A 24182-nucleotide genomic window follows, 5' to 3' on the forward strand; every position below is an offset into this window, starting at 1 on the left:
AGTGATGGACGGAGAGAACTCGCTCTTCGAGGTACTTGCTCATGGCATCACCTATGGTCTGAGGGATTGCGTTCAGGCAGCGGCCGGGTCGGCGACGCCGAAGACGGTTTCGAGCTTGCCAGTGCGGCCGTCCCATTCGGCAGCGTCGCTCAAGGGGTCGAGCTTCTCGCTGATATTCGGCCAGATGGCGGAATACTTGGCGTTGAGGGCGACCCAGCCTTCGAGACCCGGCTCGGTATCGGCCTTGATCGCGTCGGCCGGGCATTCCGGCTCGCAGACGCCGCAATCGATGCACTCGTCGGGATTGATCACGAGCATGGTCTCGCCGGCGTAGAAGCAGTCGACCGGGCAGACTTCGACGCAATCGGTGTATTTGCAGCGGATACAATTGTCGGTGACGACGTAGGCCATGGCTGAAAACCTGTTGGCTTGATGGGGTACCGGCGCAGCGAGAGCGTTCATCGGCGCGATCGCATCGAGCCGGCGCATCTCAAGTACCTGATGTCATGCGCTTTCCGTCGGCCGGCCGGCAGCCTGCCGTCGGAAAGCGCCTTAGAGGACTGTCGCGAGATCTTGCCCTTCGAGATTGAGCGCGAGCCCCTTCAGGGAATCGAGGCTGACCTCGCCGCCCATGGCGCGGATGCTCTCCTCGCGGATGAGCGACATCAGCCCGCGGCGCAGCGCCAGGAATTCCGAGGACAGGGTCATCGCGGGCTCGCGTGGCCGCGGCAATGGCACCACGATCTCCGCCTTGATACTGCCGGGGCGGGCGGTCATCACGTAGATCCGGTCCGACAGGAAGATCGCCTCGTCGATGTCGTGGGTGACGAACAGGACCGAGATCTTCAGCCGCTGCCACATGTTGGTGAGGATCTGCTGCATGATCAGGCGGGTCTGGGCGTCGAGCGCCCCGAACGGTTCGTCGAGCAGCAGGATACGCGGGCCGGTGGCGAGCGCCCGCACGATACCGACGCGCTGCTTCATGCCGCCGGACAGGCGATCTGGATAATGGTTCTCGAACGGGGTGAGACCGGCGAGGCCGAGCAGGGTACGGGCCCGGCGCTCACGCTCGGCACGCGACACGCCGCTCATCTTGAGGCCGAACTCGACGTTCTCGCGCACGGTCTTCCAGGGAAACAGTGAGTATTGCTGGAAGATCATGCCCCGGTCGGCGCTAGGACCGGAGATCGCCTCGCCGTCCACCGTCACGGTTCCGCCCGAGGGGGTGAGGAAGCCGGCCAGAGCGTTGAGCAACGTCGACTTGCCGCAGCCCGAGGGGCCGACGATGGAGACGAACTCGCCCGGCTGGACGTTGAGCGATACGTCGGAGACGGCCTCGACGGCGCCCTCCATGGTTTCGTAGCGCAAGCAAAAGTCCTGGACCTCGATCAGCCCCCGAGCCGTCCCGGCCATGGCTTGTTCCTTCATCCGATGGATCAGCGGTTTCTGGTCGGGTGCGGCCTCAGCGGGCCGCACCCCATGGCATGGCGACGCGGCCGAGCAGGCGGATCGCGAAGCTCGATGCGAGGCCGAGCACGCCGATCGTGATCATTCCGAGTGCGATGTCGGAGTACTGGACCAGGGAATAGGCCTCCCAGGTGAAGTAGCCGATGCCGAACTGGCCGGAGATCATCTCGGCGGCGATGAGCGACACCCAGGCGACGCCCATGCCGACGGTGAGTCCCGTGAAGATCTGCGGCAGCGAGGCCGGCAGGTAGACCTCGCGGAAGACCGAGGCCTCCTTGGCGCCCAGGCATCGCGCCGCCCGCACCAACACCGGATCGACGGTGGCCATGCCCTGCAACGTGTTGATCAGGATGGGGAAGAACGAGCCGAGGAAGGTGATGAAGACGATCGATTCCTCGTTCGTCGGCCAGAGCATGATCGCCATAGGTACCCAGGCGATGGCTGGGATCGGCCGCGTCACCTCGCAGATCGGGAAGACGATCTCGCGCAGGATCTGGAAACGCCCCATCAGCAGCCCGAGCGGGATCGCGACGAGACTGGCCAGGGTAAAGCCATAGAGGATGCGCCGGCAGCTCATCCAGATATGGTCGCCAAAGACCGGATTGTGAAAGGCAAGGATCGCCCTCGCCAGTACCTCGGCCGGGCTCGGCACGTTGGTGAAGCGCACATAGAACGTTGCATGGTTTGCCGTCAGGACCTGCCAGAGGGCGACAAAGATCCCGAGCGAGATCAGGCCGAGCAGCCCCCCCCGCAATTGCGCGCGATGAAGCCGGAACCAGCGTGCGAGCCGGTCGGGCCGAACCGCCGCTGGAAGCACCGGCTTGGCTTGAGCCGGGGCAGGGGGTTCGGTGGCCGGCGCGAGCCTGGTCACGGTGTCAGGCAGGTTTCGGAGTGCGGCTTCCATCGGATCAGCCTCCCGTCACGGCGGCCTTGATGGCCTCGTCGTAGGGCATCACCTTGCCTCCGGATTTCTCGGCGGCCGCCTCGGCATCGCGCTTCAGGAGAAACGGCGCAATCTCGCCCTTGCCGCCGACCGTGTAGAAGGCTTCCTTCGCGAAGAGCTTGATGCCGCGCGCGGTGTCGAAGACGTAGGCGACGTTGATCTCCTTGCCCTTAGCCTTGAGATCGTTGACCGCGCCGAGCGTACAGGCCGCGCTAGAATAGGGCTGGATGTCCCCACCCTTGACCCAGATCTCGCCGGCCTTGCGAGGATTGGAGATCGGCTTCTCGCAGAAGCTGTCTTCGCCCGAGACTTCGTAATTCGCAGTGCTCGCGACCTGCTTGTCGTAGTCGAGGCCGCGCGCGGCGAAGGCCTTACGGATGGGCTTGTCGTTCACCCAGGTCGAGACGTCGAATTCCTTCACCCGGTCGAGCTTCTGCAGGACCTTCACGTCCTCTTTGGCGGCATCGACGAGTTGGGGCTTGATCGTCGGATCGATCGTCATGATCCCGCCGGGGCCGAGGAAGATGTAGACGACTTCCTTGTCGGTGCCGGTCCAGGCGGCAATCTGCTCGGCTGCGCGCTTGGGATCGGCCTTCACCCAGGCCTGGGCGTCGAGCACCGCCTGGAGATAGGCGTCGACGATCTCGGGATATTGTTTGGCGAAGTCGGTGCGGACGACGACGCCGTGCCAGGTCGGCAGGCTGGTCTCGACCCCGTCGAAGACCTTGCGCGCGAAGCCGCGGAACGGCAGCAATTCGGCGAAAGGCACGAAGTCGGCATGGGCGTCGATCTTCTTCTCTTGCAGATTGGTCGAGCCGACCTCAGGGCTCTGATTGACCAGGCGGAAGAAGGTCTGCGGGTAGCCCTTGTCCTGCAGCGCCTTGAGCACCATGCCGTGGGCGGCCGAGCCGAAGGGAACACTGACGACCTTGCCCTTGAGGTCGTCGAAGGAGAAGTTGTCTGTCTCCTTGTTGACCATAATGCCGTTGCCGGAGCCATGAAGGTTGTAGGCGGCAACTGAGATCAGCTCCGACTGGCTCTCCGGGTTGTTCTTGAACGTGTAGCCGTTCACGACGAGCGGATAGTCGCCCATCGCTCCGAATTGCAGCTTGCCCGCCATCATGCCGTTGGTGACGGGCGGTCCAGAGGTGAAGTTCTGCCAGTCGAGATTGATCTTCATGTCGGCATACTTGCCGGTCTTCGGCAGATGCTTCTCGATCAGCTTGAGCTGGCGGATCACGACGCCGACCGTGGCGGTGTTGGTCGTTGTGTCCTGGGTGCCTATCCCGACATTCAGCACCGTCTCGGCACGTGCCGGGACAGAGTTCAAGGCAATGCCGGTCGCGGCCAGAAGAGCGAAAGCGGAGACCGAGCCTCGTCTCAACACCATCGACGTCATCGTAAGCTCCGTCTTGTCGTGAGATGCCGGCGCGACATCACGGTCATGATCGGGTGCTCGATTGGCGCTGATCAAACGGAGACGTCGGACTCGAGTCGATTAGTTGCGAAAATTGTCCGGCAGCCCCGAACGGTGGCGCAACTTTGAGCGAGAAGCACTCTAATTAAGCCGCATCTCCTCCGCCCGGCATCCGCGCGAGGAGATCGGGCCGCTGAATCAGGATCTGTGAGCGCCGGGTGGTCACCACGCCCTGCTCTGCAAAGCGTTTCAGGCTGATGGTGACCCATTGCCGGGTCGCTCCAACCATGTGGGCGAGTTCCGCATGGGTGAAGTCGGCCGCAATCAGGATTCCGCCCTCCTCCTCGACTCCGTAGAGACCGGACAGGTGGACCAGCAGGAAAGCCAGGCGATCGGTGATCGAGCGGGTCCCGAGCATCTGGGCAAGAGCCGAGTAGCAGCGGCCCTTGAATGTCAGTCCGTCGATGATGCCGAAGGCGAGCGACGGGATGCGCGCCACAAGCTGCTTCAAGGCCGCGCCGGGCAGGTGCAGCAGGGTGGAGTTGCTCGCGGCCATGCCCGACCAGCTATGGGTGCCCGCGCCGAACACCTCAGGGCCACCGACGAAGTTGCCGGGATACCAATAGGCGAGAGTGATCTCGCGGCCGGTCGGCGCGGCATAGAAGACGCGGATCCGGCCTGTCTCGATCAGCCAGATGCCGTCGTTCGGGGTCTCCTGCGTGAACAGGGTGGCGCCGCGATACAGGACGCGGCGGCGCCCCTTCTCCATGACCTGGATCCGCTCTTGCTCGGTCAATCCTTCGAGAAGCGGGCGGGGTCCTGTGGGCTGAGGCAGGGCCTCCATCGGTTTCGCGTGCCCAAAGCATGTTGGCAGCGAAAGCCCTGAGGAGAGGTGTGCCGTGTCCGTTCGAACGGTAGCAGGCTGCATTGCTGATCCTCGCATATGGACGAATGCGATGCAGCAATGTCTGTACCAGCTCTAAACTAAGCTGGCAGCCGACGACTCATTTCTTGAAAAACGAAACGACGCCAAACCGTTAGGACTGGCGTCGTCGATCATTGTCATAGGCGAAGCTGGCTCATACCTCGGCCTGACAGCGGCCGATCGCCCAACGGATCAGCTTGCGCACGTCGGGATCGGGATCCTCGGCAGACCGCTCAAGGTAGGAGAGCGCCTGCGGATGGGCGATCTCACCGAGGGCCGCGGCAGCCTCCTTGCGCAGGTTGCTGACCTCGGATTCCAGCGCACGACCGAGCACGTCGATGGCTGCGGTCGCTTTGATCCGGCCGAGCGCGTTAGCTGTCTTGGTCTTCACCTGCCAGACCGGGTCGGCCATCGCGGCGATCAGCGGCTCGACCGCCTCAGGCAAACGGCTCTTGGCGATGGAGACGGCAGCCTCCTCGCGGACTTGCCAATTCTCGTCCTGCAAGCCAGCGAGCAACGTCGAGACGCCGGGGCCGCCCGAGCGCAGGAAGACGAGGGCAGACATGGTAGCCCGGCGAACGGTGGCATCGGAATCTCGCGCGGTGGCGAGAAGGGCCGGCAGCGCTTCCTCAGCCTTGAGGTAGCCAATGACGCCGAGGCCCTCGCGGCGAACTTCCGGGGCAGTGCTCTGCAGGGCCTTCAAAGCAGCGGAGAGTGCGTCGGGAATGACCAATTCGCGGAGCGCCCGGAGCGCCGCGGCCTGCACGAAGGGATCGGTATGCTCTGCTCGTTCAATGAGCAGCGGGCCGCAGGCAGGCTCCTTCTTCTCGGAGAGAGTCTCCGCGGCGGTGCGGCGCACGTCCTCATCCGCATCCTCGAGCGAGGCCACGAGACCCTCGACCACGTCTGGGCCGTCATGTTCGTCGAGTGCCTTGGCAGCCGCAGCGCGAACGGTGGCGTCGTCGTCGGCGAGGCCCTTGAGCAGCAGAACCTTGGCCTCGGGACCGACCGCCTCGGCCAGCTCCATCATCGCGACGCGGCGGATGCCGGCATCGGGGCTGGCGGCACGCTCAGCCAGATCGTCGAGGTCGTCGTCAAAGGTTTCGAATACCGGTGCCATGATCAACCTCAGCGCAGCAGGTAGGGGATGTTGACCTTCACCGCGTTCGTCGGGCAGTCGACTTCGCAGGGCATGCAGTACCAGCACTCGTCGTACTTCATGTACGCCTTCTGCCGCGTCTCATCGATCGCGAGGATGTCGAGCGGGCAGACGTCGACGCAGACGCGGCAGCCCTTCTCGGCAATGCACTTGTCGTCGTCGATGACGACCGCGGCACTCTTGGCCTGGGTGATGATGGGCATGGATCGTCTCCGAATGTCTAAGAGGAAGGCCGTCTCGGCGCGCTATTCGGCGGCGACCGGCGTCTTGATGCGGAGCTGGTGGTACGCGCTCATCTCCTCCTCGGCGACGGGCACGATGAAGGGATCGACCTCGCGCTTGGCACTCGCCATCCGGCCTTTGTCGTCCTTGAACAGCACCGTGTGGCAGGCCCAATTCGGATCGGTCTCGGGGTGATCGACGCGCAGGTGGTAGAAGCCCCAGCGGCTCTCGGTGCGGTACAGCGAGGCGTGGGCGGCCATATCGGCGCAGTCGAGGATGGTCTGGGTCTCGAGCGCCCGCAGCAACTCGTGTGGGTCGCGGGCAACGAGTTGGCCGAGATCCTCACGGATCTCCGCGAAGCGGCGCTGGCCCAGCTCCATCTTGGCCGTGACTTTTGGCGGCTCAAGATAGTCGTTCACGAAGCGTCGGGTCTTGAACTCCATTTCGTTGGGGGTGATGCCGTCCTCGCGCCGGGTCGGCGCCAGAACCCGTTCTTGCTCGGCCAAGACGTCGGCCTGATCGTATTCGGCCAGCGTAGTCGAGGCGCAGTAGGCCGCCGCATGAGCGCCGGCGATGCCGCCATTCACAAAGGCACCGAGCATGTAGTTGTGCGGTACGGCCGCCATGTCGCCGACGGCATAGAGGCCGGGCACAGTGGTCTGGGCGTGTTCGTCCACCCAGACGCCAGACGCCGAGTGGCCTGAGCAGAAACCGATCTCGGAGATGTGCATCTCGACTGCACGCTGACGGTAATTGGTACCGCGGCGCTCGTGGAAGCGACCGCGCGAGGGCCGCTCGTTCGAGTGAAGGATCGTCTCGATCTCGGAGATCGTCTCTTCGCGCAAATGGTCCATCTTCAGGAAGACTGGGCCGTTGCCGCCCTGCAGCTCGCGCCAGAACTCGAGCATCATCTGGCCCGACCAGTAATCGCACTCGATGAAGCGCTCACCTTTGTTGTTCGCGGTGAAGCCGCCGAACGGGCCGGTGACGTAGGCGCAGGAGGGGCCGTTATAGTCCTTGATCAGGGGGTTGATCTGGTAGCATTCGAGGTTCGCGAGTTGCGCACCGGCGTGGTAGGCCATTGCGTAGCCATCGCCGCAATTCGCGGCATTCTCGTAGGTGCCGAACAGGTAGCCCGAGGCCGGCAGGCCGAGGCGTCCGGCCGCTCCGCAGGCGAGCACCACGGCCTTGGCCTTCACGATGAGGAACTCGGAGGTGCGGGTGTTGACGGCGATGGCGCCGGCGATGCGCCCGTCCGCGTCCTTGAGGAGTCGGGTCGCCATATAGCGGTTGGTGACCGCGACCTGGAGGCGACGCAGCTGCCGGTAGAGCACCTTCTTGACGTTGTGCCCTTCGGGCATCGGCAGCACGTAGGTCCCCATATGGTGGACCTTGCGCATGTTGTACTCGCCCGAGCCGTCCTTCTCGAATTTGACCCCGAGCTTGTCGAGGTACTGAATCATCGGGAACGACCCCTGAGCGTAGGCCATCACCGCCTTCTGATTGACGATGCCGTCATTGGCGACGGTGATCTCCTTCACGTATTGCTCGGGTGTGGCGTAGCCTGGGACGACGGCGTTGTTCAGCCCATCCATGCCCATGCTGATCGCACCGGAGCGCTTCACATTCGCCTTCTCCATTAGAAGGACGCGTAGCTTCGGATCCGCCTCCTTGGCCTTGATTGCGGCCATCGGACCGCCCGTGCCGCCACCGATGACGAGGAGGTCGGTTTCGACGATTTCGACGGTGGGGCTGGCGTTGCTCATTGTGGGATCTCGCTGATCGGGCGCTGGCGGCCGCCGCGCTCTCGGGAAGCAGAAAAGGGGGAGGGCGATCAGGCCGCCCGGGGCGTGCGCTCTTCGGCCGGTGACGTTGCGGCCTCCCGTGCGAGGTCACGCAGGTAGACCCACGGAAAGATCCCGCGGGCATGACCGTCGGAAAACCCAAGATTCACAGCGTAGCCGCCCAGCGGATCGATCTTGGTGACGGCGACCGCCTCGAAGGCGGCAGGAAACCGATCCTGGATCCGATCCCGGGTGCACCAGGCGCAGCGACAGCGCAGCCGCAGCGTTTCAGCCGGCAGCACGGCCTCCTCGCCATTAGCCCAAGCCAGGCGGAGGTCGCGCCCGCCGCGAGAAACCACAGCATCGGTCGGGATGGCTTCAGGATCGAACGGTGGCTGTTCGGGCAATCTCATGGCGGGTCCGTCATCCACTCGTGCCGGGAGGCAGGTGGATTAGAACCGGCGCCAGGGACGCCAGCGAGCAATTAGTTTCCGGAATGGTTCGAAACGTTTCCGGGTGCCCCCTGAGGCGGTGCTGCCGCCGACTAGCAGCTGGGCGACGGCAACCAAGCTAGATGTCCAAAAATGCTTTCGCTCGAATATTATTGAACGATATAACAACACATCCAATAAGTAAAATATATATTATAATATTTTGTGATATCAAAATTGCCAATATTTTTTACAATAAATAAGAACAAAGACATTTCGATCGCTCGATTTAAGTCAAGCGCATCGTAAAGATTATAACACGACTGTCCGGTCGAGTTACTTTTTAATGAGCAGCTCGAAGAAGCAATATACCAGCGTCAGTCCGGAAGCTCTGCTGATCAGTGCGCTTCCAACTTGGCCGAGAGTCGGATTTCGAGGCCTCGATCACCCCTGCCGCCAGCAGCATCAGTACGATGGCACTGAGGATCAGGCGGCAGAGCTAAGTGTTGTGCCAGCGCGGCGCGGGTTTCAATTCTGCCTGGGTCCGCTCATGGCTCAGCGCGTCCATACTCTGCTGAACGTAAGAGCCTCGCGGAGACCGGCGGAGCACTCAAGTACTCAGCCACTCAACCTGATGTTGGACTCAGGACCGATTTCCCACGAAAAGTATCTTTCTGATTGTTGACGCTTGTACAACCATAATCTTGTTGGCCGGCAGCGAGGGTGCGCAACTTCAGCACACCTTTGCCATTTTGCTTCACGGTCCATCCATCTTCACTGGCGACATGAGTCAGATCGCCCTCATGATGATGAACTTGGCTATTTTTAAATTGGTTGGGCGATGTGAGAACGACCGGAGAGTCGGACTGACTCACGACGTTGATTGTCACGTTTGAGTCGGCGGGCAGACGCAGCTCTCCCGGAGAACAGGCAACCCTGCCGTCCTGCTTGGTGATCCTCAACTCTATCGGCGGCTGCGCGCTGCTCTCGGGCGGCGTGTCAGGCTTTCCCTAGGCGGAGGCCGCAGTCACAAGCACGACGGCCATAAACACGCCACGTCCGAAGGGAGCGTTTCCCAGCATCATCGATCCTCGTAACAGCGTTGCCGAACCGACGGGGAAGCCTCCTCCTTCGTGCGAAGTTCCTTAGAACGGGCCTCGATCAATCAAGCGGCCAAGTTGGTGCATTCGGGGCTGGCGACACCTTGAACGTGAACGGTCGCCGGCGCGATGAGGAGCGACGAGAAGGCTGCCAGAGCGACGCTGATTTGGGACGCCATAGCCGTCCAAGGCTAGTTTTCTTGGTCTAGCAACCCCGCCCATGCATCGCGGATCAGCCGTGATCTATGTTCCGCTCGAGACCCGTCAGCGTCCGAGACCTGCTGCAAAACCTCTTTCATGGCCGCCGCGCCACCGATTGCAGCAGCAGCTTCTCCCTGCCTTCGCATCGTAGACCGATGGGCCTTCAGGGCTGGCCCCTTCGTCGGTGAGGTTTCCATGATCTCAAGCGTATCGAGCAAGGCGCCAACGATAGGAGCGAGCTCGCGCCACGTCGTCGGAGGTGCATGGTCCGGCTCGGCCGGACTGGACGGCGGAGCAGCAAAATTGGTCGTGAGTGGGCGCTTCATCGTCGAAAGGTAGCAGGCCAAGGGGACCTAGGACGAGTGGAGAGTGAGCAGGCCAGCAGGTCAGGCATCAACCCGCTCTGCTCGCGATCTTGCCGATCCCTGAGCATTTCCCATGAGCCAGCCCAAATACCAGTTCGAGCTGTTTTTGCCGGCTCCCAGGCGGGGTCCAGAACCGGTGCCGGTTCGTGAGCGTCTTCCCCCTCGCGCGGGCAAGCGAGTGTACGGTCACGGCCGTCCTGTTTGACGACGTCCATGCTCATCGTCGCTTGTCTTTCCACTGCCCCAAACCACCTGCGAGGGCTTCGAGCTGTGCTTCAATCGGAGCTAGCGACAAACGGATGTAACCGGGTCGAGTACGTGAGCCACTGCGCCGCCCCACTCAGCAAGTCTGCTCAATGATCGGCTTTGTCGACAAGGCTGTTTGAGGCCCTGCAAGCCATACCCAGATGGGTCGATTGCGCCTGACCACGGCGTGAGTGGCCAGCGCGAGCCCTGCCAGCACACCCCCAGCAAGAATGTCGGTCAGGTAGTGGCCGCCCGATCCTATGGCTGAGACCACAACCAATGCGTTGAGCAGGAGCGCGAGGTATCCGATCACAGGCACCGGTGCGAGCGCCCAGGCGGTGATCGCGGCAAGGCAGACATGGAACGAGGGGAAGGTCACGAGCCCTCGGATGTCGCCAAGCGCGATAACCTTCAGCGTGCCATCACGCAGTCCCGCCAGGGGCTCGAGGTGCCAGACAGCACCGACCGTATCGAGATGGCCGACAGGCACAACGGACGGCTGATAGTAGGCGTAGGGTCCGACAGCCGGCAGAGCTGCAGAGATCAGAACTGTAAAAGGTAGGAGTGCCACGTACAGCCGAACGAAGGCCCATAAGCGCCCGAGCCGCGAGGTTGCGCCGAGCACGATCACGACGAGCATGATCTGTGGCCCCGTTGAGTGATAGGCCCATGCTAGCCGTTGCGAGAGGGCAGGGTGCTCGGTGAGGAACCTGAGATAGGCGACCCAGTCGAAGCCCAGTGCCTTCTCCGTGACAGCCAGATGCCGATCGATGAGGGGCGCGGCCAAAGTCGCCGTCAGATAGTGGAAGACGGAAACCGCGGCTGTGAAAGCAATCAGGCAGGCCGTCGAGAGCGCCATGGCTCGTAGCTTCGGCTCGGACTTGAGGCTGGAGAAGGCACCGGCGGCGGCGAGCAGCACCAAGACGACCGCTACGATGATCCAGAGACCGTCCGGCGCAATCTGCATGCCTGCTGCCAGAAGCCAAACTGCATCGAGCGCGGTGAGCCCTCCCGTCAGCGCCCAGACCCAACGGTGCGGAGCTGCGAGCCCGAGAGAGAACGATCTCAGACGAACTACCCAAGGCCGCCATTGTCGCCGCACGACATCAAAGCCCGGCTGGCGCGAATGGCCTCTCTCCGCGGAAAACATTTGACCCTGGGCACCTCTTACAACTCATCGAGCCAGGGATACCCACGGCGACGGCAAAGGTTCGCGCCGTTGGAACGTTTGCCATCATCGCAGCGAGGTCACGCGCTTCCCGTTCGGACTGGGTGCGCCCTATGCGGAATGCATTGGCGCTGGCCGCTTTGCTCGGCTGCCTGGCCGGCATCATTCGTCGCCGGGCATTTCAAGGAGGCCACCTGTTGCGCACATCGTGAAGCCCAGCCGGATCCGAAAAAATTCAGGAAGTCTGGCCCGGGTTGAAGGATGCTAACGATGACAAAGCTGTTGGCATGCCTCCTTTGGGTCGCGTGCTAACGGCGCCAGTCGGTAGAGTTCCATCACTCGCAAGGACCGTCGCGGAGTCGTCGGCGCCGGCTAGGCAACGCAGAAGTTGTCGCCGTCGACTGACTGCGGCAAGTCAACCGCCGCCTGACGCCGCTGGTAATCGGACAACTCCTTCGTCGAGATCGCAACATGGACGAGGTAACGCCAGCCAAACGCAGGCCTGCGCTCGTCGACGATGCCGATCAGGGATCAGGACGGGCGATGGAATTCGCGATGAACGCTGTGGCTCTAACAAGCTGCCCCGTTACCTAGTCTGATCACCGCGTGCCGCATGTCGTGGCCGCGTAGATAAGGCCTGTATGCGTGCTGGCTCAACGTCCTGCGTGAGCACGGACCTTACGGTAACGAGGATGCGCCGCTGCTTTCCGATAATGGCGTGGATGCTTGCGGACCGCCGGAACTGCAGCCCCATCGCCTGGTGAATAGCCAACGGCCCGATTATCTTCCTGCACGCTGTCATACGGCCCACGCCCTGTGCGGGCTCGATAAGCAGCACCCGCGATAGCGCCAGGGGTTGGGGGCGTTCCTGGCTGAGAGAAACTCGTCTCGGGCCTGTAGGCCGGCCCCCAGCCGATCTCATCGTCACCAGCTGGATCGGGGCCTGGAATGCCGGTGACGTAACCTGTGCTCTGAGCCATCACTGGGGTCGTGGCGACAGCAAGGGGCGCCAGTATGGCGATGACGAAACTGCGAGCGGTTGCGTATCTCATCACGGCTCCAATCGATGATCTGAACCGATGGTAACCCGTGGGATATCTTTGCTTTCCCGCGGCAAAACGTAACTTGGACTTTTCGCTGAACTATACGCTGCCTCATCGGCCCGGCATGGGGTGCAGGAATTGCCGGTCTTGTCGTCGCGCGTCAAAACCGGCCATCCCTTGTTTATTCCAGCCGCTACTTCCCTTTGAGCGTGTCTTTGATGCTGCCGATGGTGTTCTGCACCTTGCCCTCGACCTGCTCGGACTTGCCCTCGTGCCTCGTCTTCTCGTCGCCGACCAGACTGCCGATGCCTTCCTTGACCTTGCCGACCACGCGCTTGGCTGAGCCCTCGGTGCGATCCGGGTCCGGCCCTTCGTTCTCATTCGCAGCCATATCTTCCTCCAAAACTCAGCCGCTACCTTGCAGCCGACAGCAACGGATTTTGGCAGGAGACCGTTCCGTGGACGGCATTCGGCTACGCCTCAGGCGCGGAAGTCGTCATCCGCGATTGTCAGAACTTCATCGGGTGCGCCAGCTCGTTGATACTTGGCGATCGCCGCCTTCACGATCTGATCTTGGTGCGCGTGGAAAAGGGTGATGGCGTTATCGTCGGATCCACAGGCGAGGGTGCGGAGGGCTTCGGGGCTGACTCGGCAGCGGATCACTTTGCGGTCGTCTGTGATGGAGAAAGCGACCGCTCCTGGCACCTGATCGTCAGGGCTAGGTTCGTGTCCTGATATCCGCATCACCATGACGTTCTCCGCGTTCAAGCCGGGAAAGCTCTCGTCTGGCGGTAAGGTTTCGTGACAACGGAGGAAACGGCTGGCTTCGGCCGATGGTTCGACCGGCCGCAACCCATGCCAAGGCTGACGGCGTGCCATTCCAACCCTTCTTCACCATTCGCCATCTTCATCTCTGGCTGTATCGACGGTGGCTCTGAATATGCCGCGTGCAAAGCCTCATCGCGTCGGTGGTTGGCCCTCGAGGCACAGAAAGTTCAGCATGAAAGGCGGCGGGTTCACGCTTGGCCATAGTTGAACCGCCTCCCAGGTCGGTGCAAAGCACGCTTGGCCACTCCGCGCGAGCCGCGATGCTGTGGGTGTCTGAAGGATTGAGCATGGCAGGTCTGTCGTCCGATGACGAACAAGCGGCCGATCGCCTCGCGTTCCAGCTTCTCCACGATGCCTTTTGCGAACTCGCCGGCGTCCTCAAAAGGGCGAATACTGCCGCCAGTGACAAGATGCTCGATGTCATCGAGGATCGGATGGTTGCAGCACTCTCGCGATTGTATGCGGATCGAGCGGAGGGAGTGAACTCCGACGAGGTGATCACGGCTGCGGGCGAGAGGCTGAGTGCTGTCCTCGACGAGGCAAGAGGCTTGTCTGCGCCACGCAACGCTACGTCGTCGAGCACCAAGACCTAATGGACGGTGGCGCGACCCCGAAAGCTCTCTTTCGTTATGCGATTACTACTATGCACCGGACCAATTTCCAGACGTTGACGCGTTCGTCCGATACCGCCAGCGGGTGCTGTTCCACTCTTCAGGCCGTCCGCCGCAGATCCGACAATTGAAGCAATCCGCTTCCTCTCATCACCGCAATTTTCGGATCGGACACGGATCCTCGGCCACTGACACGGCGGCCACGACATGGATCGCCGTGAGGATGAAACAGGAGTTCAATTGTCGTCGGCTACTCGAAGCGACCAAATCGTGTTGTTTCCAGCGTCCGTAAGCCAAAGGGCGTTCACCGCCTCGTCATAGCCTATGAGCGCCCGCTCGCGTGCATGCCGTAGCGCAGCAGCCCGATCGTCGGCATCGAAAACTTCGTCGAGCTTCGGCTCACCGATTTCGCCGTTCTCCTGGCGTATGGCACCGCGTAATCGATAAGTCGGCATGAGCTCCAGGTCCAAGCCAATCCCCAGATAGGAATCGGCCACATAAGTATTGGGATAAATGCGAAACCGGGACTGGCCTAGACGCCAATGTAAAGCATGCGGCGAATAGCGCAGTCCCAATAAGCTGTTTTTGCGAAGGGCCTGTCGTCCTGATATTTCACGTCAGGCGGCGTCATCTGGACGCTCTGAGGACCTTTGTCTTCTTCGCCAAAAACACGATCGCCCTGGACAGGCGAGCCGTATGGCGGCGCGCCGGTTGGATACACAGATCCACTGATGATGAAGGGCATAGCTGTGTTCCAAGGCGAGCAACTGGCAGCGCACAGGTCGCTCTGCCGGCCGCGCTCACAAATCGGGTGCTGGTGTCACTGGACCAACCCAGTCGAAGGCGAAATGTTGCGTATGTAAAAAGCCGTCGTCAGCACGGTCGTATGTGCCGACGGGATCATTGCCGTGAAAAAGCTCAGTGCAGCGAACCGACCAAATCTGCAACCGGTGCCGTGTTTCGCTCAGCTGCTCAGGTAAAAGATGCTTTAGAACAACGCCACGAGGGCAACGCCGATCACCATCAGCCCGGCACCGAGGACACGCCAGACACTGGCGTGATGCACTTCAAAGCCGACCCAGCCAAAATGGTCGAGCACGAGCGAGGTCGCGACACCGACTGTTACGATGATACCCAGGAACGTCGCCGCGCCGATGGCGGGTGAGGCATAGAGCTGTGTGAGGATCAGCAGCACGCTGAACAAGCCGCCAAACCAAGCCCACCAGGGTACCTGTGCGAGTTGGGGGCCGCTCGGGATCTGAAGTTTGCCGACCGCGAGGCCGCCGACCAGCAAGACAGTCGCGCTGATGATCAGCGTTATCAGGCCAGCCGTGATCGGCATGCCGAGCGACTTCGAAAGCGTCGCATTCTGACCTGGTTGAATCGCATTGCTGATACCTGCAGCGATGGCGAGGGCGTAGAGGGTCCACATGGGTGGGTTAGCAACAAGAAACCCACCTATGTTCCTGCGGCACTTTGGAAGGTCGAAAGGAAAAAGCTCGCCATGCGAACCAAGCGGGTAAAATTCTCAGGGTCGGAAACTTGATAAGGGCCATCTCTTCAGCCGCGAAGGATGGTGATCCCGTCAGCCGCGTCGCTTTTTCAATCGGCGGAGTCAGTGACGACGAGGTGTCACCGGCAAACGATCTGCCGATCTGAGAAGCCGCGAAGTCACACGCCGCCCTCTTCAAGCAAGCGCCGGATGCTTTCCTGAGTAATGCTGCTCAGGAACGATACCTTCGGCAAGCGCGCGTGAAGCGTCTCCGTTGAGGGCTGGCGGGTAGTGGAGCTCGAGCAGCCCACGACAGGCCAGCGGTGCCGTCAGGACGGCCAGGCCACCCACGGCAACGTTTGCGAGAACGAACCCGGTCAGCATGGCCGCGCGCCTCTGCACTGACCGAGATCGAGCGGTGTCTCGTCTGCTGTTCTGCCCCGAAGACCGGCGGCTGCAGCTCCGGCGACCGCAAGCCCAACGACAATGTGAGCCCAAGTCACGCCCGACAGCTTTTCCCAATGCAGAAGCCAGGGTACGGACAGAAGCCAAGCCGCAACGGCAGCTTCCACTCTGGCCTTCCACTCGCGGAAGTGCATCGCGGTCGAGAAGCCCAGCCGCATGACGAGAGCGCCACTGAATACGGCGCTCCAGACCGCGGTGGGTTCGCTGATGTCAAAGGCCCACGGCGTGGCAATCAGGATCATGCCCAAGGTGCCGGTAGCGAGATTGAACGCGGCTAACTGCTCCTTCCGGTCTTCTCTCATTCTGACCCTCCTTCCCCGAAGCAAAGGTCGTTGCGACTTTCCTCATCTACTGCGCAGGCCCAAACGGCACCCGCGCGTTGCATACGTGGATGGTGTGCCCCGCGCCCGAGTTCAGGCGGCGAGAAGTTCCGCTTCGTCCTCCTGACTCCGGACACCTGCAGCAGCCGGCGCAAACGGCTTTGGTCGCCAGGTCTCCCCTAGTCTCAGGAGTGCGGCCTTGACCTCATCGAGGCGGGAGGGCTCGCCCTCCGACATTCCCTCGGCAGCAGCCAGCTCCTTCAGGTACTCGTCCCAGGCCCAGCGGCGGAGGATCTCGCGCTTGCATCCGCTCATCAGCCGCGGGTGGTCCAAGACCTCGTCCGGTGCGGCGAACACAGCAGCGGGGTTGATAAATGCCCGCTCCAAATCCGGGAGACTTGGCCGCTCGTGCCTGTCATTGTCTCGTGCCTGGGTCGGCGACCGTCGCGGCAGAGTTCCAAGGGGCCGGCCCCAGGGTGGCGCGGGGCGCCTGTTCCACTGCCAGGGCGGAACTCTCGTTACCCTGTCGGCCCATGCCGGTTCTGGTTCTGCGTCGTACTCGAGGCCTTGGCGCTCCGCGTAAGCCACAGCTTCCGCCCGATTAGCGAAGGTGAGCCGAACCTCGTTCGCCAGCGTGTCGGCAGAGCCGGTCCAGCCCATCAGCCCGTCGATCTCCGGTGGGGCGCAGCACTCGAATGTCAGAAGCCACTCGTTCTCATGCGCGCGGCCTGCGGTTTCGACGGCCCGCTTGCGGCGGCGAATGAGCGCTCGCCGGCCGGCGAGCCATGGCGGAGCAATGACGGCAGCAGGCGGGTTGTTGTGTCCGATACCAATCGCATGATCCTGCATATGTGCCTCTCGATCTGAAGCTTTGGCCAAATCAGGCGTTGAAGACCCCGAAATGGGCGGCGGCCTGGACGCTGAAACTCGTGGCAAAAGAGAGCAGCGCGGCGTCCCAAGCGGTCAGGTGATCGCGGCCGAAGGGGGGACCGGCCTTTCCGATCGCCACGCCCAGCCACGCGTAGCCTGCCAAGTTCAGCAACGCGGCCAGAACCCAGTGCATCGTTGGAACCGGCAGCAACGCCGCGATGCCGACGCAGAGTGCAGTCGATAAGACCCAGTCGAAGATGACAGCCGTAGTCGCGTCCGATGTCGACCTTGTCCGACGCCATAGCTGCCGCCTGGACCACAACCAATGCCCGTCCTTCAGGTGAAACGTTGTCATCGCTCCCCTCCTAGCGTCAGTGCAGGTTCTTCAGCGGCGGTGCGGAGTCGTGATGCCAGCGATCCGCCAGCGGACGCAGTGGGCTCCGCGCAGGCGTCTCGCCGGTTGGCCCAGCTGTCCCGTCGCCGTCGAGCGCCTGCAGCGCAGCCAGGACCTCATGAAGCGGCACGGGCTCAGCCCGGGAGCCCGGCAGGCACCGCAGGGAAGGACAGGACTCGACCGCTCGGGCATCAGACAACCAGGACGCCAGGATCGCCCGCTTCTCGGCGCGGGACAGGCTGGGATAGGCCAGAACCTCGCGCGGGTACCGGAAGACGTCGCCAGGTGCGAAGAAGGCCGCAAACGCATCCACGGCCGGCGCCTTGAGCGTGGCAGCAGCCACAGGCCCGAGGCGCTCGATGGTTCTCTCGATCTGCTGCATATGACCGTCCCCGGTGAAGCAAAGGTTGGGCGGCCGGCGCGACCCATCGGCCCGCACCGGCCGCCATGTCATGCGTTCAGTCGTTGGCTTCGCTCCCTATGTTGGGAGGGCCGCTCATTAATGCGCCGTCAGTTGCGACGTGCCACCGTTGATCGCGATGCGCCGTCCGCGCTCCGGCGCTTTGGCCGAACGCGGCAGCGTCACGCTGAGCACGCCATTCTTGAACGAGGCCTCGGCCTTATCCTCCTCGACCGCGAACGGCAGCACGATGACCCGCTCGAAGCGGCCGTAGGAGCGCTCCGAATAGCCGCGCTCCTTGTCCGTCGTCTCGGCCCGTTTCTCGCCCCGCAGCGTCAGGGCCCCGTCCTCGATCAGAAGTTCGACATCGTTTTCGTCCAGGCCCGGCAGCTCGGCCGAGACGCGCAGGCCCTGGTCGGTCTCCACCATCTCGACACTCGGCCAGCCGAAGCCGCGCGTTGGCAGGCCGGGCATTCTGGCTTCGAAGCCGGAAAAGACGTCGTCGAACAGGCGGTTCATCTCGCGGTGGAGTGTCAGGAAGGGGTTCATCGGCTCGCCGCGCGTCGAACTCGGCACCGACGGGCTCGTGTTGCGACCCCAGGGAAGCAGATCTCTCACAGCCATGACTCATCTCCGTCAGCATGTCTGAAAGACGTGTACTCGCCCTCGCGGGCCAGCCGGCCCGCGAGTCCGTGTTGATCGTCGGAAAGGCCGGTCAGGCGGCCTTGGCCTCACCCTCGATCTGAGCCGGGGCGTTGTCCTGCCCTCCGACGGCCTGCATGCCGCCGATTGCGATGCGGCGAGGCTTCAGCGCCTCCGGCACCTCGCGCTTGAGGTTCACGGTGAGCAGACCATTCTCCAAGTCAGCGCCAGTGACCCTCACGTGCTCAGCCAGGTTGAAGCTCTGGCGGAAAGTGCGCGCTGCGATGCCGCGGTGCAGGTACTGACGCTCGCCCTCCTGACCTTTCTTATTGCCGGAGACGAGGAGCGTGGTGTCGTGTTGTGTGAGTTCAATTTCGTCGGCCGTGAAACCAGCCACCGCCATGGTTATGCGGTACTGATCCTCGGCCACCTTCTCGATGTTGTAGGGTGGCCAGGCAGTCGACGCTTCGGCTCGTTCGGCCTGCGTAAGGAGGTCGAATAGCTTGTCGAAGCCAACCGAAGAACGGAACAGGGGCGCAACGTCGTAGGTCCTCATCACCACATCCTCCTATGAGCAACGTGACTACACGGGACGCCGGACACCGGGTGACCGGCGCCTATAGCGCGAGCCGATCGCGGCCTCGCACGCGCGTAACGTGGCAAGTGCACGCTGGTTCCCAAGCACGTGCAAAATTTCGTACCTGCGCCCGAAGCTATCGCTTGGCAGCCCGGGCTAGTGGGACACCTTCACGGTGCTGGTTTTCTGGCCGTGCCAGATGAGAGGTTACAGAACCGCGGCAGCCGTCTGGCGCGCCTCTGGAAGCACCTGCTTGGATCTGCTTAGGTTTGTTTGAAGGGCCTGCTTTGCCGCGCTAACCCTCTCGCATTCCGGCAGGTGGCTCTCAGCCAGTTCCTGCCGGCTTTCGAACGGGCGAGCAACGAGACCATACACCGCCCAGGTTCAGCGTGGACAATCCTGGGGCGAACGCCACGATCCGTGCCGGCTTAGCCTTGCCGTACGGGAAAATGGATGACGTTAACGTCGCGTATGGTGATTTGCGCATCGAGGGCGCGGCGCAGCGCGGCCTGATCGAACGGCTTCTGCAGGCGAAACAGGTTCGACGGGATATCTGCCGCCAATTCCGCGTAGCCGGATGCCAGGATAACCGGCATGCTTGGACGCTCCGACCGGACCGTTGCAACCAGTTGCGAGCCGCTCATCTCCGGCATGGCATGGTCCGTCAGGAGCAGGTCTACCCCTGACGAACCTTTCAGCAGCGCAAGCGCTTCCCGGCCCGACGAGGCGCGGAGCACTGTATGACCAAGATCCTCCAGCATCTCAGCTGTGTTGGATAGGACGAGGGCATCGTCGTCGACGACCAAGATCGACATTCCCAACGACGTTGAACCGAGCACCTCGGGCTCGCGCCGTTCGTGAAGGGCGATCGATGGCGGCACCTCGGTCGTGGCAATCGGCAGCCATACCTCTGCAGTCGTGCCTCGATCTTTCTCGCTCTTCAGAAGCAGCTTGCCGCCTGATTGCTCCGCAAGCCCGTGCACCATGGAGAGGCCGAGGCCGGTGCCCTTACCGATACCCTTCGTCGTAAAGAACGGCTCGCGGGCACGCATGAGGGTCGCCTCATCCATGCCTTCGCCTGTGTCGGCTACCGACACGCACACGTACCCGCCCGGATGAGCACTATTCAGACGGACCAAGCTGTCCGTCTGCTCGCGCGCCGCAATGGTGATCGTCCCGCCGTTCGGCATGGCATCGCGGGCATTCACAGCAAGGTTCAGCAGCGCGAGTTCGAGTTGGTTGGCATCCACCTGTGCCTTCGGGAGATCCAGGGGAAACTGCACATCGATCCTGACTTCCGGACCGATCGCCCGCTGCAACAGGTCCGCCATCCCATGCACCAACGTAGCGACGTTGACCGGCTCAGGTTTCAGGTCCTGCCGCCGTGCGAATGCCAGCAGCCGCTGCGTGAGTGCCGCGCCGCGCTTCGCACCTTGCACGGCATTGTCCAAGAGCCGAAGGCTGCGCTCGTCGTCCGGCAGGCGCTTGCGCATCAATTCAAGATTGCCGAGCACGACCGCCAGCAGGTTGTTGAAGTCGTGTGCGACGCCACCGGTAAGCTGTCCAACCGCCTCGATCTTCTGAGCCTGCCGTAAGGCGTCCTCGGCATGCTTGCGGGCGGTGACGTCCACAAGGCCGCCGAGCACACCGCTGAGCCGGCCTTGCGCATCGCGCTCCGCACGCGATGAAAGAACGACATCTCGGAAGTCGCCCGACTTGGTCACGAACCGGTACTCGACGTTCTCCAAAAATCCTTGCTCGGCGAGCTTCGGCCAGTCGGATTGGATGCGCTGGCGCGTGGAGGCCTCCGTCATGAAGTTCGTCAGAGGACGGCCGATGACTTCCGTGCGGGCATAGCCAAGAAGGTCGAGCCAGGCGTCACTGACTTGCTGGATGGCGCCGGCGCTGTCGAGGAAGTGCAGCGGCAGCGGCGTCATGCGGTAGAGCGTTCGGAAACGCTCCTCACTCGCGCGAAGCGCCGTCGCTTCGCGCTCGACGAGGACGGCGAAGCGGCGATCGAACATCGCCGCGACGGAGGCGAGAAACAGGATGACGAAGGTCGTGGCCGCGACAGCCAGAGCGAGCCTGATCTGGTCGAGGCTGGCATCGCCTTGCCCTGTATGCTGGCCCACGTGAGTGCTGAACACCAAGCCCTGCATGGCCGCGTAGTGCATGCCTGAGACGGCAAAGCCCATGACCACGGCCGCAATGAGCCGCGAATAGGATCTGACGGAGCCGAAGGCCAGCCACAGGGCCGTCGTGGCGGCGCCGATGGCGATCAGGATCGACGTCGCGACCCAAAAGCGCTCGTAGCTTAGGTCTGCATGCATGCGCATCGCGGCCATGCCAGTGTAGTGCATCCCGGCGATGCCAAGGCCCATGAACAGCCCGCTCAGGAGGAGGGCGAGAAGCTTGGCTTGCTGCCGGTTTACAATTGCAAAGGCTATCCCGGTCGCTCCGATCGCCAGGAGAAGCGAGAGGGCCGTCAGCGAGGGATCGTAGCTGGCCTCCATGCCCGGCATGCTGAAGGCCAACATGGCCACGAAATGCATGGACCAAATCCCGCCGCCCATGGCGATGGCAGCCGTGGCAAGCCATGCTCTGGAGACCCAGCCCGTGGTCGCGCCAACGCGGCTGGCAAGGTCGAGGGCGGTGTAGGAGGCCGCGGCCGCAACGAGCACTGAAAGCGCGACGAGGAAGTGGTCGTGCGATCCTGTAGCAGACATGGCGAGACCGCTTCATCGTTGTCGGAGCAGGCAGATCGGCTTGCTCTCAGCTATCACAACGCGAGAGTTTTGGCGGCCCGCTGGTAGCTGGCAGACATATTACACGGCAAGTTAAAGCTGCCTCGACGGCAAAGCACCTGTCGTAAGGCCTTTCTCGACCGCTGATGTTCCTCCCGCTCCCGATCGCTTCATCGAGTTCCTCATCGTGATGCGGCCGAGGCTTGTGGCTCGACGGTGACATCTGAGAGGACGGCAAGACGCAGGATGGGGCATGCCGCGCTGGCACGACGATCTTGATCGTTTTTGTTCGCCATCCCCGGCGCAATGGCTGTCGTAATGGCTTGGCCCTTCGTCAAACATGAAAGCGTCCGACTGGGCTTGATGCCGATGCGCGCGGCACCCTGATGATCGCAGTGCTTGTCGGCACGCCCGCCAACAGTTCCTCGTTCGTTCCTGATCGTGGCTTCCGAGTGACTGAGATGCGGGCTCGTCGACGCTAAGCCAACCCGATGCTGAAGCTTCGGGACTATCAGCGCGCGAGCCTCGATGCGCTTTACGCGGCCTGGGTTGGCGGAGGGGAGCAACCTCTTCGCCATGGGCTGATCGTGCTTCCCACCGGGGCAGGGAAGGCGTTGGTGATCGCGGCCCTAGCGCGCGAGACCCTGGCCCGCGATCCGAAGGCCCGCATCGTGATCGTCACACATAGCCGCGAACTGATCGCCCAGAACCATCGTGAGCTGCTTGGCTATTGGCCTGACGCACCAGCGGGGATCCTCTCTGCCGGCTTGGGCCGACAGGAGCCCGATGCACAGGTTCTGGTCTGCGGCATCCAGTCGGCCTGGAACAAACTGGCGGCAATTGGCCCGCGCGACCTTGTCATCGTGGATGAAGCCCACTTGATCCCGCGCGCCAGCGAGACGCGCTACGGTCGATTTCTGGAAGGGCTACGAGCGATATGCGCCGAGATGCGCGTGGTGGGATTCACCGCTACGCCCTACCGGCTCGACACCGGCCGGCTCGACCAAGGCGACGGACGACTATTCGAGCGCATCGTCTACGAAGCCTGCGTTGGAGACCTGATCCTGCGCGGCACGCTCGCGCCGCTCATCTCCAAGGCCACGCTGACGGTGCTCGATGTGAGCGGCGTCGGTCGCCGCGGCGGCGACTACATCCCCAGCCAGCTCGAGGCAGCGGTCAATCAAGATTGGATCACGCGCGCTGCCGTCGAGGAGATGGTGGGGTATGGCCACAAGCGCCGCGCTTGGCTTGCCTTCTGCGCGGGGGTCGCGCACGCCGAGGCCGTCCGCGATGCGGTCCGGGCCGAGGGCTATTCCTGCGAAACGATCTCGGCTGACACGCCCCGGCGGACCCGGGACCGGATCGTTCGCGCTTTCCGCGAGGGGCGCCTGCGCTGCCTGACCTCGGTCGGCGTGCTCGCCACGGGCTTCAACGTGCCTGAGGTCGACCTCATCGCTCTGCTACGTCCGACCCAGAGCACGGGCCTGTACGTCCAGCAGGTCGGGCGCGCGTTACGAAAGGCTGACGGCAAGACCGACGCGCTGATCCTCGACTACGCGGGCCTGGTGCGGATGCACGGCCCCATCGATAGCGTCACAGCGCGAACCGCTGCGGCAATCCGTGGACGCGAAGGTGAACTGCGCGCCAAACCCTGTCCCGGCTGCGGCGCACTGATCGCACTCAACGCTTCTGCCTGCGACGGGTGCTGGGTCGAGCCCGACCAGCGCGAGGAGGAAGGAGAGCCGAAGCACGAGGCCAGCGCCGACGATGCGCTGCCGATCCTCTCGGAGCGTGTGACGGGCAGCCTGACGGACCAGGGCAGGTGGCACAGGATCCAGAACTGGAGGATCGCGCCACGGCTGGGCGGCCTGGATCTGCTCTTCGACGCCGACACGGATCATCAGCGGATCAGCCTGGATCTCGAGGGCGGTGGCTATGACCGGGAGAAGGCGGTCCGCTGGTGGCGCGGCCTCGGAGGAGGATCCGCCGCGCCGCTCGACACCGCCGAGGCCCTTGAGCGTGCCGCGGAATTGGAACAGCCAACCTGGCTACGCATCCGCTCCATCAGCCGCTTGCGGATCGAGGTCGCCGTGCGATTCGCCGATGGCCGCCAGTTCGCGGATGTCCAACGCGAAGCCCAGTCGTGACGACAATCCTAGGCTCTGCGGCGCGACCGAGATCGCTTTCCGCATTGGATCCTCGCTCCGAATCCTGCCGCGGTAGCCACGATCGCGATGCAGAATCGAGCGCGGCAGGCGTTCTTCCGTGCGCTGGGCGGCTAGGACCGGTCAGCGCACACGAGCCCGAGCCGGGATGGCGCAGGATGCGGTTCGCGTTGTGACCGAATGCTGGGGCGGGTTTCTTTATC

Annotated in this window: 25 protein-coding genes and 2 pseudogenes; 2 read left to right on the plus strand and 25 right to left on the minus strand. The window is 62.9% G+C overall.

Annotation, left to right across the window (positions count from 1 at the left end; all coding sequences use genetic code 11):
- Positions 1 to 72 precede the first annotated feature (72 nt).
- From fdxA to MGN01_RS09940, 13 genes are all read right to left on the minus strand, one after another.
- Positions 73 to 411: a ferredoxin FdxA gene (fdxA, locus tag MGN01_RS09870; RefSeq protein ID WP_147046448.1), complete on the minus strand. Its 339-nt coding sequence runs from the start codon at positions 409 to 411 to the stop codon at positions 73 to 75.
- Positions 412 to 552: 141 nt separating this feature from the next.
- Positions 553 to 1413, minus strand: a complete 861-nt coding sequence (locus MGN01_RS09875) for an ABC transporter ATP-binding protein (RefSeq protein ID WP_147046449.1) — start codon at positions 1411 to 1413, stop codon at positions 553 to 555.
- Between the two features lie 49 nt (positions 1414 to 1462).
- Positions 1463 to 2371 (minus strand): ABC transporter permease, encoded by a 909-nt coding sequence (locus tag MGN01_RS09880; RefSeq protein ID WP_147046450.1) that lies wholly within the window; start codon positions 2369 to 2371, stop codon positions 1463 to 1465.
- 4 nt (positions 2372 to 2375) lie between these two features.
- Positions 2376 to 3809 (minus strand): ABC transporter substrate-binding protein, encoded by a 1434-nt coding sequence (locus tag MGN01_RS09885; RefSeq protein WP_147046451.1) that lies wholly within the window; start codon positions 3807 to 3809, stop codon positions 2376 to 2378.
- A gap of 163 nt (positions 3810 to 3972) precedes the next feature.
- Positions 3973 to 4671 carry a Crp/Fnr family transcriptional regulator gene (locus tag MGN01_RS09890; RefSeq protein WP_238258058.1) on the minus strand — a complete coding sequence of 233 codons (699 nt, stop codon included), beginning with the start codon at positions 4669 to 4671 and terminating at the stop codon, positions 3973 to 3975.
- 235 nt (positions 4672 to 4906) lie between these two features.
- Positions 4907 to 5872 carry a HEAT repeat domain-containing protein gene (locus MGN01_RS09895; RefSeq protein WP_147046453.1) on the minus strand — a complete coding sequence of 322 codons (966 nt, stop codon included), beginning with the start codon at positions 5870 to 5872 and terminating at the stop codon, positions 4907 to 4909.
- Between the two features lie 8 nt (positions 5873 to 5880).
- Complete coding sequence (locus MGN01_RS09900; protein ID WP_015952121.1) at positions 5881 to 6114, minus strand: 4Fe-4S dicluster domain-containing protein; 234 nt, start codon at positions 6112 to 6114, stop codon at positions 5881 to 5883.
- 42 nt (positions 6115 to 6156) lie between these two features.
- Positions 6157 to 7899, minus strand: coding sequence for a fumarate reductase/succinate dehydrogenase flavoprotein subunit (locus MGN01_RS09905; RefSeq protein ID WP_147046454.1), 1743 nt, complete (start codon positions 7897 to 7899; stop codon positions 6157 to 6159).
- A 68-nt stretch (positions 7900 to 7967) separates the two neighbouring features.
- Complete coding sequence (locus MGN01_RS09910) at positions 7968 to 8330, minus strand: gamma-butyrobetaine hydroxylase-like domain-containing protein (protein WP_147046455.1); 363 nt, start codon at positions 8328 to 8330, stop codon at positions 7968 to 7970.
- A gap of 644 nt (positions 8331 to 8974) precedes the next feature.
- Entirely contained in the window at positions 8975 to 9310 is a 336-nt protein-coding gene (locus MGN01_RS09915) for an anaerobic typically selenocysteine-containing protein (RefSeq protein ID WP_238258056.1), read from the minus strand.
- Between the two features lie 1044 nt (positions 9311 to 10354).
- Positions 10355 to 11227 carry a phosphatase PAP2 family protein gene (locus MGN01_RS09925; protein WP_238258055.1) on the minus strand — a complete coding sequence of 291 codons (873 nt, stop codon included), beginning with the start codon at positions 11225 to 11227 and terminating at the stop codon, positions 10355 to 10357.
- A gap of 1437 nt (positions 11228 to 12664) precedes the next feature.
- On the minus strand, positions 12665 to 12862 hold the full coding sequence (locus MGN01_RS09935; RefSeq protein WP_147046459.1) for a CsbD family protein: 198 nt from the start codon (positions 12860 to 12862) through the stop codon (positions 12665 to 12667).
- A gap of 89 nt (positions 12863 to 12951) precedes the next feature.
- The gene (locus tag MGN01_RS09940) at positions 12952 to 13350 is read right to left on the minus strand and encodes a DUF1488 family protein (RefSeq protein ID WP_147046460.1); all 399 of its coding nucleotides are present in this window, start codon (positions 13348 to 13350) and stop codon (positions 12952 to 12954) included.
- 236 nt (positions 13351 to 13586) lie between these two features.
- Between MGN01_RS09940 and MGN01_RS09945 the strand changes: the two genes are divergently transcribed.
- Entirely contained in the window at positions 13587 to 13892 is a 306-nt protein-coding gene (locus tag MGN01_RS09945) for a hypothetical protein (RefSeq protein ID WP_170245924.1), read from the plus strand.
- 254 nt (positions 13893 to 14146) lie between these two features.
- Here the strand turns inward: MGN01_RS09945 and MGN01_RS09950 are convergent, their stop codons facing one another.
- From MGN01_RS09950 to MGN01_RS24500, 12 genes and pseudogenes are all read right to left on the minus strand, one after another.
- Positions 14147 to 14407, minus strand: coding sequence for a hypothetical protein (locus MGN01_RS09950; protein WP_238258053.1), 261 nt, complete (start codon positions 14405 to 14407; stop codon positions 14147 to 14149).
- A 35-nt stretch (positions 14408 to 14442) separates the two neighbouring features.
- Positions 14443 to 14655, minus strand: a complete 213-nt coding sequence (locus MGN01_RS09955; protein ID WP_147046462.1) for a hypothetical protein — start codon at positions 14653 to 14655, stop codon at positions 14443 to 14445.
- A gap of 243 nt (positions 14656 to 14898) precedes the next feature.
- A complete protein-coding gene (locus MGN01_RS09960) occupies positions 14899 to 15342 on the minus strand; it encodes a DMT family transporter (RefSeq protein ID WP_147046463.1) in 444 nt (147 codons plus the stop codon).
- Positions 15343 to 15779: 437 nt separating this feature from the next.
- Positions 15780 to 16169: an SPW repeat domain-containing protein gene (locus MGN01_RS09965; RefSeq protein WP_147046464.1), complete on the minus strand. Its 390-nt coding sequence runs from the start codon at positions 16167 to 16169 to the stop codon at positions 15780 to 15782.
- A gap of 111 nt (positions 16170 to 16280) precedes the next feature.
- Positions 16281 to 16502 (minus strand): hypothetical protein, encoded by a 222-nt coding sequence (locus MGN01_RS24120; protein ID WP_238258064.1) that lies wholly within the window; start codon positions 16500 to 16502, stop codon positions 16281 to 16283.
- A 285-nt stretch (positions 16503 to 16787) separates the two neighbouring features.
- Positions 16788 to 17036: pseudogene (locus MGN01_RS24125) on the minus strand (NADH dehydrogenase ubiquinone Fe-S protein 4); the annotation flags it as partial.
- A 31-nt stretch (positions 17037 to 17067) separates the two neighbouring features.
- Positions 17068 to 17412: a hypothetical protein gene (locus MGN01_RS09975; RefSeq protein WP_147046466.1), complete on the minus strand. Its 345-nt coding sequence runs from the start codon at positions 17410 to 17412 to the stop codon at positions 17068 to 17070.
- Positions 17413 to 17428: 16 nt separating this feature from the next.
- Positions 17429 to 17833, minus strand: coding sequence for a hypothetical protein (locus MGN01_RS09980; protein ID WP_238258062.1), 405 nt, complete (start codon positions 17831 to 17833; stop codon positions 17429 to 17431).
- A 117-nt stretch (positions 17834 to 17950) separates the two neighbouring features.
- Entirely contained in the window at positions 17951 to 18475 is a 525-nt protein-coding gene (locus tag MGN01_RS09985; RefSeq protein WP_147046467.1) for an Hsp20/alpha crystallin family protein, read from the minus strand.
- Positions 18476 to 18566: 91 nt separating this feature from the next.
- Complete coding sequence (locus tag MGN01_RS09990; protein WP_147046468.1) at positions 18567 to 19049, minus strand: Hsp20 family protein; 483 nt, start codon at positions 19047 to 19049, stop codon at positions 18567 to 18569.
- Between the two features lie 449 nt (positions 19050 to 19498).
- A complete protein-coding gene (locus MGN01_RS09995; protein ID WP_238258060.1) occupies positions 19499 to 21265 on the minus strand; it encodes a PAS domain-containing hybrid sensor histidine kinase/response regulator family protein in 1767 nt (588 codons plus the stop codon).
- Positions 21266 to 21286: 21 nt separating this feature from the next.
- Positions 21287 to 21796, minus strand: a pseudogene (locus MGN01_RS24500) (MHYT domain-containing protein); the annotation flags it as partial.
- Between the two features lie 509 nt (positions 21797 to 22305).
- On the opposite strand from MGN01_RS24500, the gene MGN01_RS10000 reads away from it, so the two are divergent.
- Positions 22306 to 23961, plus strand: a complete 1656-nt coding sequence (locus MGN01_RS10000) for a DEAD/DEAH box helicase (protein ID WP_147046470.1) — start codon at positions 22306 to 22308, stop codon at positions 23959 to 23961.
- Positions 23962 to 24182 lie beyond the last annotated feature (221 nt).

This window comes from Methylobacterium gnaphalii, from assembly GCF_007992215.1.
GTDB lineage: Bacteria > Pseudomonadota > Alphaproteobacteria > Rhizobiales > Beijerinckiaceae > Methylobacterium > Methylobacterium gnaphalii.

What these genes read in the sequence shown, in the direction of transcription:
- MGN01_RS09975 (WP_147046466.1), bottom strand. Translation starts at nt 17,412, where the DNA reads ATGACAACGTTTCACCTGAAGGACGGGCATTGGTTGTGGTCCAGGCGG.
- MGN01_RS09895 (WP_147046453.1), bottom strand. Translation starts at nt 5,872, where the DNA reads ATGGCACCGGTATTCGAAACCTTTGACGACGACCTCGACGATCTGGCT.
- MGN01_RS09880 (WP_147046450.1), bottom strand. Translation starts at nt 2,371, where the DNA reads ATGGAAGCCGCACTCCGAAACCTGCCTGACACCGTGACCAGGCTCGCG.
- MGN01_RS09875 (WP_147046449.1), bottom strand. Translation starts at nt 1,413, where the DNA reads ATGGCCGGGACGGCTCGGGGGCTGATCGAGGTCCAGGACTTTTGCTTG.
- MGN01_RS09965 (WP_147046464.1), bottom strand. Translation starts at nt 16,169, where the DNA reads ATGAGAGAAGACCGGAAGGAGCAGTTAGCCGCGTTCAATCTCGCTACC.
- MGN01_RS10000 (WP_147046470.1), top strand. Translation starts at nt 22,306, where the DNA reads ATGCTGAAGCTTCGGGACTATCAGCGCGCGAGCCTCGATGCGCTTTAC.
- MGN01_RS09985 (WP_147046467.1), bottom strand. Translation starts at nt 18,475, where the DNA reads ATGGCTGTGAGAGATCTGCTTCCCTGGGGTCGCAACACGAGCCCGTCG.
- MGN01_RS09945 (WP_170245924.1), top strand. Translation starts at nt 13,587, where the DNA reads ATGGCAGGTCTGTCGTCCGATGACGAACAAGCGGCCGATCGCCTCGCG.
- MGN01_RS09900 (WP_015952121.1), bottom strand. Translation starts at nt 6,114, where the DNA reads ATGCCCATCATCACCCAGGCCAAGAGTGCCGCGGTCGTCATCGACGAC.
- MGN01_RS09980 (WP_238258062.1), bottom strand. Translation starts at nt 17,833, where the DNA reads ATGCAGCAGATCGAGAGAACCATCGAGCGCCTCGGGCCTGTGGCTGCT.
- fdxA (WP_147046448.1), bottom strand. Translation starts at nt 411, where the DNA reads ATGGCCTACGTCGTCACCGACAATTGTATCCGCTGCAAATACACCGAT.
- MGN01_RS09890 (WP_238258058.1), bottom strand. Translation starts at nt 4,671, where the DNA reads ATGGAGGCCCTGCCTCAGCCCACAGGACCCCGCCCGCTTCTCGAAGGA.
- MGN01_RS09935 (WP_147046459.1), bottom strand. Translation starts at nt 12,862, where the DNA reads ATGGCTGCGAATGAGAACGAAGGGCCGGACCCGGATCGCACCGAGGGC.
- MGN01_RS09905 (WP_147046454.1), bottom strand. Translation starts at nt 7,899, where the DNA reads ATGAGCAACGCCAGCCCCACCGTCGAAATCGTCGAAACCGACCTCCTC.
- MGN01_RS24120 (WP_238258064.1), bottom strand. Translation starts at nt 16,502, where the DNA reads ATGAGCGGATGCAAGCGCGAGATCCTCCGCCGCTGGGCCTGGGACGAG.
- MGN01_RS09955 (WP_147046462.1), bottom strand. Translation starts at nt 14,655, where the DNA reads ATGCCCTTCATCATCAGTGGATCTGTGTATCCAACCGGCGCGCCGCCA.
- MGN01_RS09960 (WP_147046463.1), bottom strand. Translation starts at nt 15,342, where the DNA reads ATGTGGACCCTCTACGCCCTCGCCATCGCTGCAGGTATCAGCAATGCG.
- MGN01_RS09995 (WP_238258060.1), bottom strand. Translation starts at nt 21,265, where the DNA reads ATGGGCTTTGCCGTCTCAGGCATGCACTACGCGGCCATGCAGGGCTTG.
- MGN01_RS09885 (WP_147046451.1), bottom strand. Translation starts at nt 3,809, where the DNA reads ATGACGTCGATGGTGTTGAGACGAGGCTCGGTCTCCGCTTTCGCTCTT.
- MGN01_RS09990 (WP_147046468.1), bottom strand. Translation starts at nt 19,049, where the DNA reads ATGAGGACCTACGACGTTGCGCCCCTGTTCCGTTCTTCGGTTGGCTTC.
- MGN01_RS09910 (WP_147046455.1), bottom strand. Translation starts at nt 8,330, where the DNA reads ATGAGATTGCCCGAACAGCCACCGTTCGATCCTGAAGCCATCCCGACC.
- MGN01_RS09925 (WP_238258055.1), bottom strand. Translation starts at nt 11,227, where the DNA reads ATGCAGATTGCGCCGGACGGTCTCTGGATCATCGTAGCGGTCGTCTTG.
- MGN01_RS09940 (WP_147046460.1), bottom strand. Translation starts at nt 13,350, where the DNA reads ATGGCACGCCGTCAGCCTTGGCATGGGTTGCGGCCGGTCGAACCATCG.